Here is a 19,443-nt window from a genome sequence, read left to right as displayed (position 1 = left end):
TTTATGACTCCTTCGAGAGCGAGACGAGGACGTCATCGCCATCGATCTTTACTCGGTATACGGGGACGGGCTTGTTGGCGGGCGGCCCGGTGGGCTTGCCCGAGCGCAGGTCGAAGCACGAGCCGTGCAGCCAGCACTCCAGGGTGCCGTCGTAGACCTCTCCCTCGCTGAGCTTCACCTCGGCGTGGGAGCAGACGTCGTGCAGCGCGAAGACCTCCTCGCCCCGGCGGACCAGGGCGACGGGGGTGTCGCCGACCTCAAGGCCGATCACTCCCTCGTCGGGGATGTCGGCGAGCTTGCAGACCTTCTCGAACGTCACTTCTCAAGCTCCGCCTCGACCCGGGCGAGCACCCGCTCGCGAAGCTCGGGAACCTCGATCTTCTCCAGCAGCTGCGCGAAGAAGCCCCTGATGACGAGGCGGCGTGCGTCCTCGAAGGGGATCCCGCGCGCCTGGAGGTAGAAGATGTGCTCGTCGTCGAGACGGCCCGAGGCGCTGGCGTGACCCGCCCCGGCGACCTCGCCGGTGAGGATCTCCAGGTTGGGCACCGAGTCGGCGCGGGCGCCGTCGGTGAGCAGCAGGTTGCGGTTGAGCTCGTAGGTGTCGGTGCCCTCGGCCTCGACGCGGATGATGACGTCGCCGATCCAGACCGCGTGGGCGTCCTGGCCCTGCAGCGCGCCGCGGTAGTCGACGTTGCTGCGGCAGCCGGGCTTGGAGTGGTCGACGAGCAGGCGGTGCTCCAGGTGCTGGCCGGCGTCGACGAAGTAGAGGCCGTTCAGCTCGGCGTCGCCGCCGGGGCCCTCGTAGGAGACCGACGGGGACAGCCTGACCAGGTCGCCGCCGAGGGTGACCACGAAGCCGCGGAAGGTCGCGTCCTTGGCCAGCAGGGCGTGGTGGTGGGAGACGTGCACGGCGTCGTCGGCCCAGTCCTGCAGGCTGACGACCTTGAGTGTGGCTCCCTCGCCCACGACGAACTCGACGTTGTCGGCGTAGACGGCGCTGCCCTGGTGGTCGAGGACGACCACGGCCTCGGCCATCGGCTCCAGCCGCACGACCGTGTGGCCGTACGCGGCGCCCTGCCCGGACCCGGTGAGGGTGATCACCGTCGGCTTGGAGGCGACGGCCTCGCGCGGGACGGTGAGCACGGTGGCCTTCTCGAAGGAGGCGTAGGCCTGGGCGCTGACCCGGTCGGCGGGCACATAGGCTTTGCCGACCCGCTGGTCGTCGCGGCCGACGGTCTCCACGGTGACCTCGGGGGCGGCTTCGACCTGCACGACGACGTTCGCGGAGGCCGCGACGCCCTCGTGCAGGCCCTTGAGCCGGGAGAGCGGGGTGAAGCGCCACTCCTCCTCCCGGCCGGTCGGTACCGCGAAGTCGGCCACGTCGTACGAGGCCTTCTCGTGGAGGGTCGACAGGGGTTTTCCGGTGTCGAGACCCATCAGCCGACGGCCCCTTCCATCTGCAGCTCGATCAGGCGGTTCAGCTCCAGGGCGTACTCCATCGGGAGCTCGCGGGCGATCGGCTCGACGAAGCCCCGGACGATCATCGCCATCGCCTCGTCCTCGCCCATGCCGCGGCTCATCAGGTAGAAGAGCTGGTCGTCTGAGACCTTGGAGACGGTGGCCTCGTGCCCCATGGAGACGTCGTCCTCGCGCACGTCCACGTAGGGGTAGGTGTCGGAGCGGCTGATCTGGTCGACGAGGAGCGCGTCGCACTTGACGGTGCTGGCGCTGCCGTGCGCCCCCTCCTCGATCTGGACCAGGCCGCGGTAGGAGGTGCGGCCGCCGCCGCGGGCGACGGACTTGGAGATCACCGAGGAGCTGGTGTTCGGCGCGAGGTGCACCATCTTGGCCCCGGCGTCCTGGTGCTGGCCCTCACCGGCGAAGGCGACGCTGAGGGTCTCGCCCTTGGCGTGCTCGCCCATGAGGTAGACGGCCGGGTACTTCATCGTGACCTTGGAACCGATGTTGCCGTCGACCCACTCCATGGTCGCGCCCTCGTACGCCACGGCGCGCTTGGTGACCAGGTTGTAGACGTTGTTCGACCAGTTCTGGATGGTCGTGTAGCGGCAGCGCGCGTTCTTCTTCACGATGATCTCCACGACCGCGCTGTGCAGCGAGTCGGAGGAGTAGATCGGCGCGGTGCAGCCCTCGACGTAGTGGACGTAGGAGCCCTCGTCGACGACGATCAGGGTCCGCTCGAACTGGCCCATGTTCTCGGTGTTGATCCGGAAGTAGGCCTGGAGCGGGATCTCCACGTTGACGTTCGGCGGCACGTAGATGAAGCTGCCGCCGCTCCAGGTGGCCGTGTTCAGCGCGGCGAACTTGTTGTCGCCGACGGGGATCACGGTCCCGAAGTACTCCTTGAAGATCTCCTCGTGCTCCCTGAGGGCGGTGTCGGTGTCGACGAAGATGACACCCTTCTCCTCGAGGTCCTCACGGATCTTGTGGTAGACCACCTCGGACTCGTACTGGGCGGCGACGCCGGCGACCAGGCGCTGCTTCTCCGCCTCGGGGATGCCGAGCTTGTCGTAGGTGTTCTTGATGTCGTCGGGCAGGTCCTCCCAGGAGGCGGCCTGCTTCTCCGTCGAGCGCACGAAGTACTTGATGTTGTCGAAGTCGATCCCGCTGAGGTCGGAACCCCAGTTGGGCATGGGCTTCTTACCGAAAAGGCGCAGCCCCTTCAGACGAAGGTCCAGCATCCACTCCGGCTCGCTCTTCAGCGCGGAGATGTTGCGGACGACCTCTTCGGACAGGCCACGCCGGGCCGTCGCTCCCGCGGCGTCCGAGTCGGCCCAGCCGAACTTGTAATTCCCGAGGCCTTCCAGCTCCGGGCGGTCGGTGACAGTCACCTTCCGGTCTCCTTGCTCGATGTGTCGATCGTTTCGTGGATTGCCGGCGGTAGCGCCGGATCGGGTGCCGAAAAGCCCGTCGCGGGCTCCCTGGCGCCCGGCCCGGAGGTTCTGCGGGGACTCACGTGCGTGGTGCACACGCCGTCGCCGTGGGCGATGGTCGCGAGCCGCTGCACGGGGGTGCCGAGGATGCGCCCGAACGCCTCCGTCTCGGCCTCGCACAGCTGCGGGAACTCCGCGGCCACGTGCGCCACCGGGCAGTGGTGCTGGCACAGCTGCTCGCCGCCGAGGCTGGCCTTGCTCGCCGAGGCGGCGTAGCCGTCGGCCGACAGTGCCTCGGCCAGCACGCGGACCCGCTGGTCGGCGGGGACCTCGCTCATCCTCGGCCGCAGGCGGTCGACCAGGCCGGCCACCTGTGACCTGGCGAACTCCGCCACGGCCTCCTCGCCCACACGCTCGGCCAGGAAACGCAGCGCGCTCCCGGCGAGGCCGTCGTAGGCGTGCTCGAAGGCACTGCGGCCCGCGTCGGTGATCGCGAACAGCTTGGCCGGTCGCCCCCGCCCGCGCTGGCCCCGCGGCCTGGCGGTGCGGGCCTCGGCCATTCCCTCGGCCAGCAGGGCGTCGAGGTGCCTGCGCACGGCGGCGGGAGTGAGGCCGAGCCGCTCGCCGAGGGCGGCGGCGGTGATGGGTCCGTGCTCCAGGATGAGCCGGGCGACACGCGCTCGCGTGCTGCGCTCGGCGGACACGCCGGAGGGCCGCGCGGCGGCGGCTCCCTCGGTGCCCTGCATCCCGGTCACGTATTTCACAACATCAGTGTGCCGTAATTGCTTCCCCAGTTACAAACCCGATGTACGGTCGACCGAATGTGGTTCGTCACGCAGGTAAGCCTTACCTAAGCTGGGGAAACGCTCCGCGAGGTCCCCCGCAGCCCGACGAAGGCGGCGAGCGCGGCGAGGGTGAAACCGGCCAGGACGACGGCCATCGGCAGGGCCGATCCCTCGCCGCCCAGACCCACCAGCGGGGCGGCGAGCGCGCCGAGCGCGAACTGCAGCACGCCCGTCAGCGCGGCCGCGCTCCCGGCGATCTGCTGGGGCTGGCCGGCCAGGGCGAGCGCGCCGCTGCCCGGCAGGACGAAACCCGCCCCGCACATCATCACGAACAGCGCGGCGACCAGCACCGGCAGGGGCAGGTGGAACAGGGCCGCGACGAGCACCCCCGCGGCCCCGGCCACGCTCATGAGCAGCCCGGCGACGATCAGCCTGGCCGGGTCCAGCCGCCCGGCGAGGCGCCCGCCGATCTGCGCGGTGACGGTCAGGCCGAGCGCGTTCAGCCCGAACACCAGGGAGAAGGTCTGCGCCGAGGTGTCGTAGACGTCCTGGAGCACGAAGGGCGACCCGGAGATGTAGGCGAACATGGCCGCGAAGCCCAGCCCCCCGGCCAGGGTGGCGGCCATGAAGGAGCGGTCGCGGAGCAGGTGCCAGAAGATGACGAGGGTGTGCCGGAGCCCTCCGCTCTCGCGCCGGTCGGCGGGCAGCGTCTCGCGCACCCCGGACAGCGCGGCGGCCAGCAGCAGGAGTCCCGCGACGCTCAGCGCGACGAACACGCCCCGCCAGGAGGTGTGGTCGAGCAGCTGCGCGCCCGCGATCGGGGCCAGGATCGGCGCGAGGCCGGTCACGAGCATGAGAGTGGCGAAGATCCGGGCGATGGCCGCCCCCTCGTACAGGTCGCGGACGACCGCGCGGACGATCACCAGCGCGGCGCCGCCCGCGATGCCCTGCAGCAGGCGGAACCCCACCAGCCCGTACACCGACGGGGAGAAGGCGCACAGCAGGGAGGCGGCGGCGTAGGCGGCGATGCCGACCAGCAGCGGGCCGCGCCGGCCGCGCGTGTCGCTGATCGGGCCCGCGACGACCTGCCCGATGGAGAACCCGACGAGGCAGGCGGTGAGGGTGAGCTGCACCTGCGCCTGCCCGGTGCCCAGGTCGGCGGCGATGGAGGGGAAGGCGGGCAGGTACATGTCGATCGAGAGAGGACCCACCGCCGACAGCGCGCCCAGGATGAGCAGCAGCAGTGTCCTGCGCCGTGCGATCGGCGCCACCTCCGGCTCGACGACGGCCGCGGTCATACCCGTGTCCCCTTTTGATCGCAGGCCACGCCCGCTGGTCACGGGCGACGATGAGCCCACAGGGGCCGAAGCGTCTCAACCATCAGCCGGTCATCCGAATTCCTGTATTTCGGAAATTTCCTCAGAAAAACCTTTAAGCGCCAGTCGGGCGGGTCCGGTCCCGGCCGGGAAACGGGGCCGCGGCGGTCCCGGACGCGTGGTCCGGGAGCGTGACCGGCGGGCGCAGTCCCTAAACTCGTGGCCATGGACTCCCCAGCCGTCGAGATCGTCGACCTGGTCAAGAGATACGGCGGGACGACCGCGATCGACGGCCTGACCTTCAACGCCGCCCGAGGCGCGGTCACCGCGGTGCTGGGCCCCAACGGGGCCGGCAAGACCTCCACCCTGGAGATCTGCGAGGGATTCCGCCGGGCCGACGGCGGCACCGTGAGGGTGCTCGGGCTCGACCCGTCACGACCGGAACTGCGGGCCAGGGTCGGGGTGATGCTCCAGGCGGGCGGCGTTCCCCCCGCGTCCCGCTGCGGGCAGTGGCTGCGGCTGATGGCCCGCTTCCACGCCCACCCGCTCGACCCGGCGGCGCTGCTGGAGCGGCTGGGGCTGAGCGAGCACGCCCGCACCCCGTACCGCAGGCTCTCCGGCGGCCAGCAGCAGCGCGTGTCGCTGGCGGGGGCGGTCATCGGCCGCCCCGAGCTGGTCTTCCTCGACGAGCCGACCGCGGGTCTGGACCCGCAGGCCAGGCACGCCTGCTGGGAGCTGGTGCGGGACCTGCGCGCGAGCGGGGTCTCGGTGGTGCTCACCACCCACCACATGGACGAGGCGGAGAAGCTCTCCGACCAGATCGTGATCATCGACCGCGGCAGGGTGGTCGCCGAGGGCACGCCCTCCTCCCTCACCGGCGCCGAGCGGCAGCTGCGCTTCCGCGCCCGGCCCGGCCTCGCCCTGGACGAGCTGCTCGCCGCCCTGCCCGCCGGCAGCGCGGCCAAGGAGTCGCCGGCGGGGCACTACATCATCGAGGGGCAGGTCGCGCCCGGCCTCCTGGCCACCGTGACGACCTGGTGCGCCGCCGAGGGGGTGACCGCCGACGACCTCAGCATCGAGCGGCGCACCCTGGAGGACGTCTTCCTGGAACTGACCGGGCGTGAGCTCCGGTGACGCCCTCGAGATCCCCGGCTCCGGCGATGCTCCCGGAACCCCCTGGCGCGGTGACACTCCCGGAACCCTCTGCCGCGGTGACGCTCCCGGAGCCCCCCGCTCAGGCGGCACCCTCGAAACCCCTTCGCCACCGTTCCGCGCGCGTCCGGGTGCGGCCCCGGCCGGAGCGCGGGCCAGACCGCAGGAGAGCCCCATGACGACCCTGGACCTCACGCCGGCTCCCGGAGCCGCGCCGCTGGGCCGGATGGTGGCGGCCCAGACGGGCGCGGAGATACGGGCGATGCTCCGCAACGGCGAGCAGCTGCTGCTCACGATGATCATCCCGGTGCTGCTGCTCGTCGGCCTCTCCTCCGCCCCGATCATCGACGTGGGCGGCGGTTCCCGGATCGACTTCATGACCCCCGGGGTGCTCGCGCTGGCCGTGATGTCCACCGCCTTCACCGGGCAGGCCATCGCGACGGGCTTCGAGCGCCGGTACGGCGTGCTGAAGCGGCTGGGCGCGACCCCGCTGTCGCGGACCGGGCTGATGCTGTCCAAGACGCTCGCGGTGATCGCCGTGGAGGTCGTCCAGGTGGCGGTCATCTGCGGGGTGGCGCTCGCCCTGGGCTGGCGCCCCACAGGCTCGCCGCTCGCGGCGCTGCTGCTGGTCGTGCTGGGCACCGCCGCGTTCAGCGGGCTCGGCCTGCTGATGGCGGGAACGCTGCGCGCCGAGGCCACGCTCGCCGCGGCGAACCTCGTCTACCTGCTCCTGCTCGCCTGCGGCGGGGTCGCCTTCCCGCTGGCCAGGTTCCCCGAGTCGGTGCGGCCGGTGCTGGAACTGCTGCCGATCTCGGCGCTGACGGGAGGGCTCCGTGCGGTCCTGAGCGACGGCGCGGGACCGCCGCTCGCCGCCGCGGCGATCCTCGCGGCGTGGGCGGCGGTGTCGCTCTTCCTGACCTCCCGGACGTTCCGCTGGGAGTGACCCGGCCGGATCCGGCCGGCCGGACGGCGCGGTGGCCGGTGAGGGCACGGGCCGGCGCCGGGGTCGTCACCTCTCCCGGGACGTCTCGCATCGCGGACGCCGCTGAAAACGAGGGCCGCGATAAGTAAGGTGTCACAAACCACTTTGCACCTGGCATGAGGAGAGCCGTGACCGCCGAAGCCGCGCAGGGGCCCGCCGAGCCGTACAAGCAGGGCCTGCCCAGACCCGCGGCGCTGCTGAAGGCGGCCTCCGACGCCGTCCCGCCGTCCGGGCTGGTGCTGCTGGCCATCCTGTCGGTGCAGGTGGGCGCGGGTTTCGCCAAGGATCTGTTCGCCCAGCTGCCACCGAGCGCCGTGGTGTTCCTGCGGATCGCGACGGGCGCGCTGATCATGGGCGCGGTCGCCCGCCCCAGGCTGCGCGGGCTGTCCAGGGCGGACGTCGGGGCGGGGGTGGCGTTCGGCGTGACGCTGGGCGTGATGAACCTGTCGTTCTACGAGGCGCTGGCCCGGCTGCCGATGGGCATCGCGGTGGCGATCGAGTTCCTCGGCCCGCTCGGCGTCGCGGTGGCCGCCTCACGCCGCCGCCTCGACCTGCTCTGGGTCGCGCTCGCCGGGTCGGGCGTGGTGCTGCTGGCCCCGTGGGGCACGGGGGCGTCCAGGATCAGCTGGGCCGGGATCGCCTTCGCCCTGGTGGCGGCGGCCTGCTGGGCCGGTTACATCCTGCTGTCCGCCTCGGTCGGCCGGCGCTTCCCCGGCACGACCGGCCTCTCCCTGGCGATGATCGTCTCCTGCGTGCTGGTCGCCCCCGTCGGGATCACCTCGGGCGGCACCGACCTGCTCCAGCCCGAGCTCCTGCTGATCGGGCTCGGGGTGGGCCTGCTGTCGTCGGTCATCCCCTACTCGATCGAGCTGGAGGCACTGCGCCGGATGCCCAAGCGGGTCTTCGGCATCCTGATGAGCGTGGAGCCCGCGATGGCGGCGCTGGTCGGGCTGGTGGTGCTGGGCGAGGTGCTCCACGTGCGGGAGTGGGCCGCCATCGGCTGCGTGGTCATCGCCAGCGTGGGCGCCACCCGCGGCAGCGGCTGACCCCGTCCCCGCCGGGGCGCCACCCGCGGCACCCGCGGCACCACGGACCGTCCCCGCCGTCCCGGCCCGGCGCTCGCGGGGCACCCGCCGGCCCGCGCTCCGAGCCGCCGCGTCCCGGCCGGTCGCCCTCGGCCGCCGTTACTCGGGCCGGCTGGCCCAGATGCCGCGGACGTGCCGGATGTGGGCGCGCATCAGCCGCTCGGCACCGCTCGCGTCCCCCTCGGAGAGCAGCGCGAGCAGGGTGAGGTGCTCGCGGGCGGAGTCGGCGAGGGTGCCCCGCCGGTGCAGGGAGGACAGGCCGTACAGGCGGGCCCGGTTGCGCAGGTCGCGAACCACCTCCACGAGGTGGGAGTTGCCCGCCAGGGCGAGCAGGTCCAGGTGGAAGCGGATGTCGGCGTCGACGTACGCGAGCAGGTCGCCGCGCTCGGCGGCGTCGACGATCGCCTGGGCCAGCGGGCGCAGCGTCTCGAAGCTCGGCGCGCGCCCGGCGTCGGCCAGTTGCGCCACCGTGGGCACCTCGATGAGCCTGCGGATCTCGGTCAGCTCGTCCAGGTCCCGGTCGGACAGCTCGGTGACCCGGAAGCCCTTGTTGCGTACCGCCTCGACCAGGCCCTCCTTGGCCAGGTCGAGCATGGCCTCGCGCACCGGGGTCGCCGAGACCCCGAACTGGGCGGCGAGGACCGGGGCCGAGTAGACCATGCCGGGCCTCATCTCACCGGTGATCAGGGCCGCCCTGAGCGCGTGGGCCACCTGCTCACGCAGGCTCTGCCGCTCGCTCACGGCCGGCAGGTCGAGCCGGCCGTCCGCCCTAGGAGCCATACCGGAGCCTCTCGTGTCGCTCGCGTCCGCGCCTGATCGGCGGAACCCGCCACTCCCACATCCTCCCAGGCCATGCGTGCGTCCCCGAACACCCGGGGGCCGATCCGGAGGGCACGACGCCGGTGGCGGGTCCGCCGGTCATCCCCCCTCGCTCCCCCGGACCCCGCCGAGGTAGGCCTCGGCCACCCGGGCGTCCCGGCGGAGCTCGGCGGCGGGCCCGTCGAGGACGCACTCGCCGTTCTCGATCACGTAGCCGCGGTGCGCGATCCCCAGGGCGGCCACGGCGTTCTGCTCGACGAGCAGCACCGAGGTGCCCTGGGCGTTGATCCCCGCGATGAGCTCCATGACCGAGGCGACCACCAGGGGCGCCAGGCCCATGGACGGCTCGTCGAGCAGCAGCAGCCGGGGCCCGGTGACCAGCGCCCTGCCGATGGCGAGCATCTGCTGCTCGCCGCCCGACAGCGTGCCGCCCTGCTGGGCGCGCCTCTCCGCCAGGCGGGGCAGCAGCTCGTAGACGCGTTCGATCCGCGCGCGGATCTCCGCCTGGTCGCGGACCAGGTAGCCGCCCAGCTGGAGGTTCTCGTGCACGCTGAGCGTGCTGAAGATCCTGCGGCCCTCCGGGACGTGAACCAGGCCGCGCGCGGTGATCCGGTGCGGCTTCTCCCTGGTGATCGTCTTCCCGTCGAAGACCACCTTGCCGCCGGAGGGCCGCAGCAGCCCCGAGACCGCCGACAGCGTGGTGGTCTTGCCCGCGCCGTTGTTGCCGAGCAGGGCGACGATCTCCCCCTCGGCGACGCCGAGGGACAGGCCTCGCAGGGCGTGTACGCCGCCGTAGTGGACGTCCAGCCCGTCGATGTCAAGCATTGGCGTCTCCCCCGGCCGCGCCGTCTTCCCCCGTGGTCCCTTTTCCGGCCTCTCCGGTCTTCCCGATGCCGCCGTCCTGCCTTTCGCCGTCTTCCACCGCGGCCTCCTCGCCCGAGCCGCCTTCCCCTGCGCCGCTCTTCCCCGCCGTCGCGGTCCCGTCGGCCTCCTCCCTCGCGGCGGTGGGGTCGCCGCCGAGGTAGGCCTCGATGACGGCCGGGTCGCGCCGGACGTCCTCGGGACGGCCGTCGGCGATCTCCCTGCCGAAGTTGAGCACGACCACGCGCTCGGAGACCTCCATGACCAGGCCCATGTCGTGCTCGATGAGCACGATGGCCACCCCCAGCGCCTGGATGCGCCGGATCAGGTCGAGCATCTCGGCCTTCTCGCCGTGGTTGAGCCCGGCCGCGGGCTCGTCCAGCAGCAGCAGGTCGGGCCGGCGGGCCAGGGCACGGGCGATCTCCGTACGGCGCTGCTCGCCGTAGGGAAGGTTGCGCGCCTGCCCGTACCGGTCGCCGCGCAGGCCGACGAAGTCCAGCCAGTGATGGGCCTGCTCGGTGCACTCGCGCTCGGAGCGCCGGTAGCGCGGGGTGTGCAGCAGGGCGTCCAGGACGCTCTGGCGCAGCCACAGGTGCGATCCGGCGCGCACGTTGTCCAGGACCGACAGCTCGCCGAACAGGCGCAGGTTCTGGAAGGTCCGCGCGACCCCCAGGCCCGCGATGGCCGAGGGCCGCATCCCCGGCAGGTCCCTGCCGCGCAGGGTGATCCGGCCGGAGGTCGGCCGGTAGAAGCCGGTGACGCAGTTGAAGGCCGACGTCTTGCCCGCCCCGTTGGGCCCGATCACCGAGACGATCTCCGCCTCGTCCACCGAGAACGACAGGCCGTCGATGGCCACCAGCCCGCCGAAGGTCAGGCGCAGGTCGGCCACGCTCAGCAGGCTCACGAAACCTCCCTGGAACGAGCCGGCCAGATCCCCTGCGGTCGCAGGAGCATGAAGACGATGAGCAGCACGCCGAACAGGAAGAACCGGTAGTCGGCGAGGTCGCGCAGGATCTCCGGCAGGATGCTGATCACGATGGCGCCGACGACGACGCCGGGCACCGAGCCCATCCCGCCGAGGACCACGGCCATGAGCACCAGCGCCGACGACAGGAAGGTGAAGCTGCCCGGCGAGATTGCCGACAGCTGCGCGGCGAACAGCACCCCGGCCAGGCCGCCCCAGACCGCCCCGGCGATGTAGGCGGCGAGCTTGACCCGGTAGGTGTGCACGCCCATCGCCTCGGCGGCGTCCTCGTCCTCCCGGACGAAGCGCCAGGCCCGGCCCAGGCGGGAACGGCCCAGCCGCGCCGCGCCGAGGACGGCCAGCGAGACGACGGCCACGGTGACGTAGTAGAAGGCCGCGGGGTGCTCGACCAGGTGCGGGATGCCGTAGATGCCGGAGGGGCCGCCGGTGACGTCCAGGTTGTTGGCGGTGATCCGGATGATCTCCCCGAAGCCGAGGGTCACGATGGCGAGGTAGTCGCTGCGCAGGCGCAGGGTGGGCGCGCCGATGACGATCCCGGCGACGACCGTGACCACGAGCACGGCGGGCACCGTGGCGAGCAGCGGCAGGTCGAAGCGGGTGGCCAGCACGCCGCTGGTGTAGGCGCCGACCGCGAAGAAGGCGACGTAGCCCAGGTCGAGCAGGCCGCAGTAGCCGACCACGATGTTCAGCCCGGCGGCGAGCATCACGGCGATGGCCGCGCTGGTCATGACCGACAGCGCGTACGGCGTGGCGTTGACGAAGGGGGCCAGCAGCGCGATCAGCAGCCCGGCAATCCCGGCCCAGCGGTTCTGCAGCAGCCTCGACGCCCGGCTGGGGGGCCTGCCGGTGCCGCGGCGGCGGACCTTGGTGCCGGTGCCGGCGGCTCCGGCAGGCCCGGTCGGCCCGGCGGGCTCGGTGGTCTCGTTCACACGCGCTCCGTGACGCGCTCGCCGAGCAGGCCGGTGGGCCGCACCGTCAAAAACAGGATCAGTACCCCGAAGGCGAACACGTCGCGCCACTCGCCGCCCAGCCAGAACGTGCCGAACGACTCCAGCAGCCCGAGCAGCAGGCCGCCGAGCATCGTGCCGGGGATGTTGCCGATGCCGCCGATGACGGCCGCCGTGAAGGCCTTGAGCCCGATCAGGAAGCCCATCATGAAGTCGATCTTCCCGTAGTAGGCCCCGGCCATCACGCCCGCGGCCCCCGCCAGCGCAGAGCCGATGAAGAAGGTGCGGGAGATCACCGCGTTGACGTCGATGCCCATCAGCGCGCTGGTGCGCGGGTCAAGCGCGATGGCCCGCATGGCCCGGCCCTCACGGGTGCGGGTGACCAGCAGGTTGAGCCCGGCCATGAGGAGCACCGCCACGCCGACCAGGACGACCTGCTGCACGGTGAGCCGGGCCCCGAGGATCTCCAGCGAGGTGCCGCCCAGCCGCACCGGGTAGACGCGCGGATCGGCCCCGGCCACCGCGCGCATGCCGTACTCCAGGGCGAAGGAGGCCCCGACCGCGGTGATCAGCAGGGACAGCCGCGGGGCACGGCGGAGCGGGCGGTAGGCGATCCGCTCCAGTGCCACCCCGGCCAGGCCGGTGACGGCCATGGTCACCAGGAGCACCGCGAGCAGCAGCGGCAGGGCCATCGCGGAGGACACGCCGCCGACCGCGCCGAGGATGGCGAAGCCGGCGAACGCGCCCAGCATGTACAGGTCGCCGTGGGCGAAGTTGAGCAGCTTGATGATCCCGTAGACCATGCTGTAGCCCAGGGCCACCAGGGCGTAGAACGAGCCGACGAACAATCCGTTCCAGACGAGCTGCGTCACTGGAGGGCGTCCTGCAGGGCGAACTTGTCGCCCTTGACGACGAGGATCTGGAAGCCGCCGTTGGCCAGGGTGTGCTCGGGGGTGAACTTCAGCGGCCCGGAGAACATCGAGAAGCCGTCGATCGCCTCGAGCGCCGCGATGACCTTGTCGCCGTCGGTGGCGCCCGCCTTGGTGACCGCCTCGGCGGCGAGCCGTACCGCGTCGTAGGCCTGGTTGGAGTACGGGCCCGGCTCGGAGGAGTACTTCTTCTTGTACGCCTCGATCCAGCCCTCGGCGCCCTCGAGGGTGTCGGGGGTCTGGGTCATCGTGGCGTAGAGGCCCTCGGCGGCCTCGTCCCCGGCGATCTCGATCAGCTTGGGGGAGACCGAGCCGTCGCCGACCATGATGGAGCCCTTGTATCCGGCCTGCCGTAGCTGGCGCGCGATCAGGCCGCCCTCCTGGAAGTAACCGGTCCAGTAGACGAAGTCGGGCTTCTTGGCCAGCACGTTGGTGATGTTGGCGCTGTAGTCGCTCTCCTTCGGGGTGACCGCCTCGGTGATCGCGGCCTCGGCCCCGTCGGGGGCCTCCAGGAGGGCCTGGGTGCGCAGCGCGATGTCCTTGGAGTAACTGGTGTTGTCGTGCATCAGCGCGACGCTCTTGGCCCCCTGCTTGGCGATCCACTTCTCGGCGGCCGCGGCCTGCTGGGAGCCCGTGCCGTTGATCAGGAAGACGTGCTTGAGCTTCTGGTCGACCAGTTCCTGGGAGTTGGCGGCCGGGATGATCATCGGGATTCCGGCCTTACCGAAGATCGGCAGGGTGGGTAGCGTCGCCCCGGAGCAGTAGCCTCCCACGGAGACGTCGACCCCCTCGGTGACCAGCTTGTTGGCGCCCGCCGCCGCGGACTGGGCGTCGCAGGCGTCGTCGGCGGTCCTCAGCTCCAGCTTGCGGCCGAGCACGCCGCCCTTGGCGTTGATCTCGTCGATCGCGAGCTGCGCCGCGTTGCTCATGTAGGGACCTATGGCGGCCTCGCTGCCCGACTGCGGGATCAGCATGCCGAGGACGATCGGCTCGTCCTTCGCGGCGGCCGTCTGGCCCCCGCCGCCGTCACCGAGCAGTCCCTGGCCACATCCGGTGACCATGAGACCGAGAACGGCCAGCGAGGTGAAGCACTTCAGGGGGATGGCACGCATGTGCGGCTCCTCACGTCCGATGATGTGTGATATTGCACGTGCAACGCCGGTGCACGTCAAGGGCCGAAACAAGACCGTTAGCGTTAAGACGCCGTTTCCCCATGAGCCGCGGCCCACCGGGGGTCACCCCCGGGGAGGGCGGCGTGTGAGCAGCTCGGAGAGGGGCGGACGGCGACGGGACCGGCCTCCCCCGAGGGTTTTCCTGCGCCGGGGTTGCGGTCGCGGGCCCGCACGGGAAACGGTCCCGTCCGCTCGGCCGGAATCAGGGGGAGTCAGAGGAGGAAACCTCCGGGGAACGGATCGCGGGGGTCGAGGAAGTACTGGGCGGTGCCGGTGACCCACGCCCGCCCGGTGATGGCCGGAACCACCGCGGGCAGGCCCCCCACCTCCGTCTCCTCCGTGAGCCGCCCGACGAAGCGGGTACCGATGAACGACTCGTTCACGAAGGCGGTGTCCAGCGGGAGCTCGCCCCTGGCGTGCAGCTGGGCCATCCGGGCGCTGGTACCGGTGCCGCACGGCGAGCGGTCGAACCAGCCGGGATGGATCGCCATCGCGTGCCGCGAGTGCCTGGCGCCGGAACCGGGCGCGGTGAACTGCACGTGGTGGCAGCCCCGGATGCCGGGGTCCAGCGGATGGACGGGCTCGTCCTGCTCGTTGATCGCCCCCATGATCGCCAGACCGGCGTCGAGGATCGCCTGCTTGTGCGACCGCTCGAACGGCAGGCCCACCGACTCGATCGGCAGGATCGCGTAGTGGTTGCCGCCGTAGGCGAGGTCGTAGACGACCTCGCCTATCCCGGGAACCTTGACCACGCGGTCCAGCCCGGCGCTGAAGGAGGGCACGTTGGTGATGGTCACCTCCGCGGCGGCGCCGTCCTCGACCCGGACCTCGGCGACGACCAGGCCCGCGGGGGTGTCCAGCCGGATGGTGGTGACCGGCTCGGCGACCTCGACCATCCCGGTCTCGACGAGGACCGTGGCGACGCCGATGGTGCCGTGCCCGCACATGGGCAGGCAGCCGGAGACCTCGATGAAGAGCACGCCGTAGTCGGCGTCGGGCCGGGTGGGCGGTTGCAGGATGGCCCCGCTCATCGCCGAGTGGCCGCGCGGCTCGTACATGAGCAGGGTGCGGACGTGGTCCATCTCGGCCAGGAAGTGCTCACGCCGCTCGGCCATGGTGGAGCCGGGGATGACCCCCACTCCCCCGGTGATCACCCGGGTGGGCATGCCCTCGGTGTGGGAGTCCACCGCGTGGAAGACCCTCTTCGTTCTCATCGACTCTCCTCACGGGGAAGGGTAAGGGGTGGATCTACCGCAGGCCCTCGGCCAGGGCCTTCTCCGTGGCGGCGCGTACGGCGGCCTCCTGCTCGGGGGCGAGGCCGAGCCTGGGCGGGCGGCACGGGCCGCCGTTGCGCCCGGCCAGGTCCATGGAGAGCTTGATGGCCTGGACGAACACCGGCCTGGAGTCCCAGCGAAGCAGCGGGTGCAGCGCGCGGTAGAGCGGCAGCGCGGTGGCCGTGTCCCCCGCGGCGGCCGCGCGGTACAGGGCCACGGTCGACTCGGGCAGCGCGTTGGGGAATCCGGCCACCCAGCCGACCGCCCCGGCGGTGACCAGCTCCAGCAGCACGTCGTCGGCCCCGGCCAGCACGTCCAGCCCGGGAGCGAGTTCGGCGATCTCGTAGATGCGGCGGACGTCCCCGCTGAACTCCTTGACCCCGACGATCAGCCCCTCTGCGTGGAGGGCGGCCAGCAGCCGGGGGGTGAGGTCCACCCGGGTGTCGAAGGGGTTGTTGTAGGCCACCACCGGCAGGCCGGCCCGGGCCACCTCCCGGTAGTGCTCCACCACGGTCCTGTCGTCGGCTCGGTAGGCGTTCGGCGGGAGCAGCATCACCGCGCGACACCCTGCCTCGGCGGCCTGCTCGGCCCAGCGCCGGGCCTCCAGGGCGCCGTAGGCGGCGACCCCCGGCATGACGCGGGCACCGCCGACGGCGGCGACCGCGGTCTCCACGACCGAGGCCCGCTCCTCGGGGGTCAGCGTCTGGTACTCGCCCAGCGACCCGTTCGGCACGACGCCGTCGCACCCGGAGGCGACCAGCCACCGGCAGTGCTCGGCGTAGCCGTCCAGGTCGACGGAGAGATCCGCGCCCAGGGGCAGCGCGGTGGCCACGGTCACACCGTGCCAGGGCTTCACGGGGGTCGTCATGGTTCATCCTTCCGAAGGGTTTTCCAGCCGGTCCGGGTCCGGGTCCGGGTCCGTGGGAGATCCCGTACGGTCCCTGCGCGAGTGGAGCTCCGGCCCGCCCGGCTCAGGGGAGATTTCCGGCCGACCCGGTTCCGGGTCCGGTTCCGGGTCCGGACCCAGGTCCAGGTCCAGCTCCATGTCGAGGTCCAGGTCCAGGAGGGTCTCTGGCCGTCCCGTCGCCGGGCGGTCCTCCCGCCGTTCCGGGGGAGACGGTGGCCGCGCGGCGAGATCGCCGAGTCTGACGGGCTGGGCGATCGGGCGCCGGGGCGGCGCGGGGTCCTCCCCGGCGAGGCACGCGACCGCGTAGCCGCACATCCTGCCCTGGCACCACCCCATCCCCGGGCGGGCCAGAAGCTTGACGGAACGCGCGTCGACGGCCCCCATGGCCTGGGCCTCCCGTACGGCCGACAGGGGCACCTCCTCGCAGCGGCAGACGAGCGTGTCGTCGCGCAGCCACTCCCGCCAGCCCGGCCGTACCGGGTAGGCCTCCTGCAGGGCGCGGGCGAAGGCGGCGAGCCGATGCCTTCGCCGGGACAGGGCCGGGTCGGGCGGCACGGGGCGGCCCAGGTCCGCGGCGGCGGACCGGCCCGCGATGCGGCCCTCCACCTCGGCGAGCGCGGCCCCGCCGACGCCGGTGGACTCCCCCGCCGCGTAGACGCCGGGCACGCTGGTGCGCATGCCCGCGTCCACCGCGACGACCGGGCCGCCGTCGGGGTCGCGGCGGGTGCCGCAGTCCAGCTGGACCGGCAGGTCGAGCTGGGGGACGAATCCGTAGCCGAAGGCGAGGGTGTCGCACTCGACGGTCCTCGTCGTGACCGGCCGCCAGTCCCCGTCCAGGCTCGCCACGGTGACGTGGGTCAGCGCGGTGTCGCCGTGCGCGGCGACCACCGCCTCGCGGCGGTGGTACGGGATCCGGTGGCGGGCCAGGCGCGCCCCGTACCCGAGGGCCTCCCCGGCCCGGCCCGCGGCGAGCAGCGGGTGCCTGGCGAGCCCGAACCCGCCGCTCGCCTCGTGGACGCCGAGCACCCGGGCCCCCGCGTCGGCCAGGCCCGCGGCGACGGGGAGCAGGAACGGGCCGGTGCCGGCGACCACGATCCTGCTTCCCGCGAGGACCAGGTCGCCCTTGAGCAGCGCCTGCGCGCCGCCCGCGGTGAGCACCCCCGGCAGGTCCCAGCCGGGGAACGGCAGCGGCCGGTCGTGCGCGCCGGTGGCGATCAGCAGCGCGCGCGCGGTCACCGCGCGGGGCCGCTCCTCACGGTCTCCCTCCAGGCACCGTACGGTGATCGCCCCGTCCGCGCGCTCGACCGCCCAGACCCGGTGGCGCAGGAGCACCTCGGCGCGCTCGCCAAGCGTCTCCCACTGGCGGGTGAACCGGTCGAGCCCGTGGTGGAGCGCGCCGGGCCGCGCGGCGCGGAAACCCTCGGCGGGGTGCCGGAAGTACTGGCCGCCCGGCCTGGCGGCCCCGTCGATCAGCACGACGTCCAGCCCGGACAGGGCGGCGGTGAGCGCACCCGCGACCCCCGCGGGGCCCGCGCCGACGACGGCGAGGTCGTGGATCCGCGTCATCAGCCGCTCACCCCTCCGCCTCGTCGCCGGTGGTCACCAGGTCTCCCGGGAGGGCCTCGGTCAGGCAGGCGCGCAGGGACGGGGTCCCGTTCACCGTGACCAGGCAGTCGAAACAGACCCCGATGCCGCAGAACAGCCCGCGCGGGCGCCCGCCGAACCGGGTGGTGCGCCAGGAGCGGACGCCCGCGCCGTGCATGGCGGCGCCGACGGTCTGGCCGGGGACCACCGGGACGGGGGTGCCGTCCACGCTGATCTCGAACCCCGGCTCGGGCCGCGCCCTCACCAGGCGGTACGGATCCCTCATCGGGCACCTCCGGCGGAAGGACCCCGGCTTCGGCGCCGGCGTCGGCTCCGGCTCCGGCTCCGTGAGCAGGTCAAGACGCCTCCTCGGCGAAGCGGTCCGGGCGGAAGGGAGCGAGGTCCAAGCCGGGGTGGAGCCCGGCCAGGAGCTGGGCGATCAGGTGGCCGGTGGCCGGGGCCAGGCCGATGCCCGCCCCCTCGTGGCCGCAGGCGTGGTAGAGCCCGGGCGCCCGGGGATCCTCCCCGATCACCGGAAGGTGGTCCGGGCAGTAGGGGCGGAAACCGCAGTAGGCGCGGATCGCCCGGTACGCCGCCAGGGCGGGGAACAGCTCCACGGCCTGGCGGGCGAGACGTTCGAGCACCGGGACGGAGACCGTGCGGTCGAAGCCGACCCGCTCGCGGCTGGCGCCGATGAGCACCGGCCCCGACGGGGTGCTCTCCACGACGGCGGACGTCTCCAGTCCCTCCGAGTCGCTGGCCACCGCGGTGACGTAGGCGGCGGTGTAGACCTTGTGCCTGATGAGCGGCCCGGCGAGAGGCTCGGTGACCAGGATGAAGCCGCGCCTGGGCAGGATCGGGACGCGCACACCGGCCAGCGCGGCGATCTCGCCGCCCCAGGTGCCCGCGGCGTTGACGACGGCTCCGGCGAGGATGTCGCCGTGGTCGGTGGTGACGCCGGTGACCCGGCCGCCGGCACGGACGAAGCCGGTCACCGTGACGCCGGTCCGCAGCATCAGGGCACCGCGGCCGAACCGCTCGGCGCCCCTCCGGATGAGCCTGGCCGCCGCCAGCATGGGCTGGACCTGGGCGTCCTGCGGGTAGAACACGCCTCCGGCGAGCCCTTTCGCCAGGTGGGGCTCGTAGTCGCCGAGTTCCTTCTGGGCGACGGCGACGTGCTCGACGCCCTGCTTCGCCGCCAGGCCGGTGAGCGCCGCCAGGATCTCGTCCGTCTCGGCGACCACCAGGCCGCCCTTGGCCTCGAACTCGAACCCCCCGCCCGGCTCGGCCCCCTCGCCGCCCGTCGCGGGCCCTCCGGCGCGCCCCGCTCCGGCTCCGGCGCCGGGACCACCGGCGGGCTCGCCCTGCGTTCCGCCCTTCGCACCGTCATCGCCGCCGGCCCCGGCCAGGTCTCGCCAGAGCCGGTTGGAGAGCAGCGCCAGGTCGAGCTCGGGTCCCGGTTCCTTGTCGGAGACCAGGATGTTGCCCTCACCCGCACCCGTCGTGCCGCCCGCCACCGCACCCCGGTCAACGACCACCACGTCCAGTCCCGCGCGGGCGGCGTAGTAGGCGCAGGCGGCACCGACGACTCCGGCGCCGATGACCACGACGTCCGGCATGTCCCACCTCGCTCCCGCGCCTCGGACTCGTCAGTACTATGTCACATACCTTCTATCGGATCAATGCACCAAAACGGACATCGCAGGCGTGCCGGCGGCCCACGCGCACCCCTACCCACCGGCCCGTACGGCACG

General features: G+C 72.6%; 19 protein-coding genes. 3 read left to right on the top strand and 16 right to left on the bottom strand.

What is annotated here, in order from left to right; translation table 11 throughout:
- Position 1: 1 nt before the first annotated feature.
- The 5 genes from ACTOQ2_RS08540 to ACTOQ2_RS08520 all read right to left on the bottom strand — a co-directional run bounded on the left by ACTOQ2_RS08540 (position 2) and on the right by ACTOQ2_RS08520 (position 4,974).
- Complete coding sequence (locus ACTOQ2_RS08540) at positions 2-319, bottom strand: Rieske (2Fe-2S) protein (protein ID WP_362685816.1); 318 nt, start codon at positions 317-319, stop codon at positions 2-4.
- The gene (gene sufD / locus ACTOQ2_RS08535; RefSeq protein WP_440099143.1) at positions 316-1,437 is read right to left on the bottom strand and encodes a Fe-S cluster assembly protein SufD; all 1,122 of its coding nucleotides are present in this window, start codon (positions 1,435-1,437) and stop codon (positions 316-318) included. The genes ACTOQ2_RS08540 and sufD overlap by 4 nt, the downstream gene beginning before the upstream one ends.
- A complete protein-coding gene (gene sufB / locus ACTOQ2_RS08530; RefSeq protein ID WP_362836595.1) occupies positions 1,437-2,849 on the bottom strand; it encodes a Fe-S cluster assembly protein SufB in 1,413 nt (470 codons plus the stop codon). Before sufB ends, sufD begins: the two co-directional genes overlap by 1 nt.
- Positions 2,846-3,637 carry a helix-turn-helix transcriptional regulator gene (locus tag ACTOQ2_RS08525; RefSeq protein WP_440099371.1) on the bottom strand — a complete coding sequence of 264 codons (792 nt, stop codon included), beginning with the start codon at positions 3,635-3,637 and terminating at the stop codon, positions 2,846-2,848. The genes sufB and ACTOQ2_RS08525 overlap by 4 nt, the downstream gene beginning before the upstream one ends.
- A gap of 104 nt (positions 3,638-3,741) precedes the next feature.
- Complete coding sequence (locus ACTOQ2_RS08520) at positions 3,742-4,974, bottom strand: multidrug effflux MFS transporter (RefSeq protein ID WP_440066049.1); 1,233 nt, start codon at positions 4,972-4,974, stop codon at positions 3,742-3,744.
- A gap of 243 nt (positions 4,975-5,217) precedes the next feature.
- Here ACTOQ2_RS08520 and ACTOQ2_RS08515 point away from each other — a divergent pair, with 243 nt between their 5' ends.
- From ACTOQ2_RS08515 to ACTOQ2_RS08505, 3 genes are all read left to right on the top strand, one after another.
- The gene (locus ACTOQ2_RS08515) at positions 5,218-6,126 is read left to right on the top strand and encodes an ABC transporter ATP-binding protein (protein WP_440099142.1); all 909 of its coding nucleotides are present in this window, start codon (positions 5,218-5,220) and stop codon (positions 6,124-6,126) included.
- A 193-nt stretch (positions 6,127-6,319) separates the two neighbouring features.
- A complete protein-coding gene (locus tag ACTOQ2_RS08510) occupies positions 6,320-7,087 on the top strand; it encodes an ABC transporter permease (RefSeq protein WP_440066047.1) in 768 nt (255 codons plus the stop codon).
- Positions 7,088-7,254: 167 nt separating this feature from the next.
- A complete protein-coding gene (locus ACTOQ2_RS08505) occupies positions 7,255-8,172 on the top strand; it encodes an EamA family transporter (RefSeq protein WP_440066046.1) in 918 nt (305 codons plus the stop codon).
- A 138-nt stretch (positions 8,173-8,310) separates the two neighbouring features.
- Here ACTOQ2_RS08505 and ACTOQ2_RS08500 read toward each other — a convergent pair whose 3' ends face one another.
- The 11 genes from ACTOQ2_RS08500 to ACTOQ2_RS08450 form a co-directional block, all read right to left on the bottom strand.
- A complete protein-coding gene (locus tag ACTOQ2_RS08500) occupies positions 8,311-8,991 on the bottom strand; it encodes a GntR family transcriptional regulator (RefSeq protein ID WP_362685797.1) in 681 nt (226 codons plus the stop codon).
- Positions 8,992-9,129: 138 nt separating this feature from the next.
- Entirely contained in the window at positions 9,130-9,855 is a 726-nt protein-coding gene (locus ACTOQ2_RS08495) for an ABC transporter ATP-binding protein (protein ID WP_440099141.1), read from the bottom strand.
- Positions 9,848-10,795 carry an ABC transporter ATP-binding protein gene (locus ACTOQ2_RS08490; protein WP_440099140.1) on the bottom strand — a complete coding sequence of 316 codons (948 nt, stop codon included), beginning with the start codon at positions 10,793-10,795 and terminating at the stop codon, positions 9,848-9,850. Before ACTOQ2_RS08490 ends, ACTOQ2_RS08495 begins: the two co-directional genes overlap by 8 nt.
- Positions 10,792-11,805, bottom strand: coding sequence for a branched-chain amino acid ABC transporter permease (locus ACTOQ2_RS08485; protein ID WP_440099139.1), 1,014 nt, complete (start codon positions 11,803-11,805; stop codon positions 10,792-10,794). The genes ACTOQ2_RS08490 and ACTOQ2_RS08485 overlap by 4 nt, the downstream gene beginning before the upstream one ends.
- Positions 11,802-12,695, bottom strand: coding sequence for a branched-chain amino acid ABC transporter permease (locus ACTOQ2_RS08480; protein ID WP_440099138.1), 894 nt, complete (start codon positions 12,693-12,695; stop codon positions 11,802-11,804). The genes ACTOQ2_RS08485 and ACTOQ2_RS08480 overlap by 4 nt, the downstream gene beginning before the upstream one ends.
- The gene (locus tag ACTOQ2_RS08475) at positions 12,692-13,864 is read right to left on the bottom strand and encodes a branched-chain amino acid ABC transporter substrate-binding protein (protein WP_440084990.1); all 1,173 of its coding nucleotides are present in this window, start codon (positions 13,862-13,864) and stop codon (positions 12,692-12,694) included. The genes ACTOQ2_RS08480 and ACTOQ2_RS08475 overlap by 4 nt, the downstream gene beginning before the upstream one ends.
- Before the next feature lie 272 nt (positions 13,865-14,136).
- Positions 14,137-15,138, bottom strand: a complete 1,002-nt coding sequence (locus ACTOQ2_RS08470; protein WP_440099137.1) for a proline racemase family protein — start codon at positions 15,136-15,138, stop codon at positions 14,137-14,139.
- 34 nt (positions 15,139-15,172) lie between these two features.
- A complete protein-coding gene (locus ACTOQ2_RS08465) occupies positions 15,173-16,066 on the bottom strand; it encodes a dihydrodipicolinate synthase family protein (RefSeq protein WP_440099136.1) in 894 nt (297 codons plus the stop codon).
- 3 nt (positions 16,067-16,069) lie between these two features.
- Entirely contained in the window at positions 16,070-17,671 is a 1,602-nt protein-coding gene (locus tag ACTOQ2_RS08460; protein WP_440099135.1) for an FAD-dependent oxidoreductase, read from the bottom strand.
- Between the two features lie 7 nt (positions 17,672-17,678).
- Complete coding sequence (locus tag ACTOQ2_RS08455) at positions 17,679-17,975, bottom strand: (2Fe-2S)-binding protein (protein ID WP_440099134.1); 297 nt, start codon at positions 17,973-17,975, stop codon at positions 17,679-17,681.
- A 70-nt stretch (positions 17,976-18,045) separates the two neighbouring features.
- Positions 18,046-19,308, bottom strand: a complete 1,263-nt coding sequence (locus ACTOQ2_RS08450) for an NAD(P)/FAD-dependent oxidoreductase (protein WP_440099133.1) — start codon at positions 19,306-19,308, stop codon at positions 18,046-18,048.
- Positions 19,309-19,443 lie beyond the last annotated feature (135 nt).

The organism is Streptosporangium sp. H16, from assembly GCF_051918855.1.
Classification (GTDB): Bacteria; Actinomycetota; Actinomycetes; order Streptosporangiales; family Streptosporangiaceae; genus Streptosporangium.
Note: the sequence above shows the minus strand (reverse complement) of the source record. Positions and strands in the feature narration are given on the sequence as shown.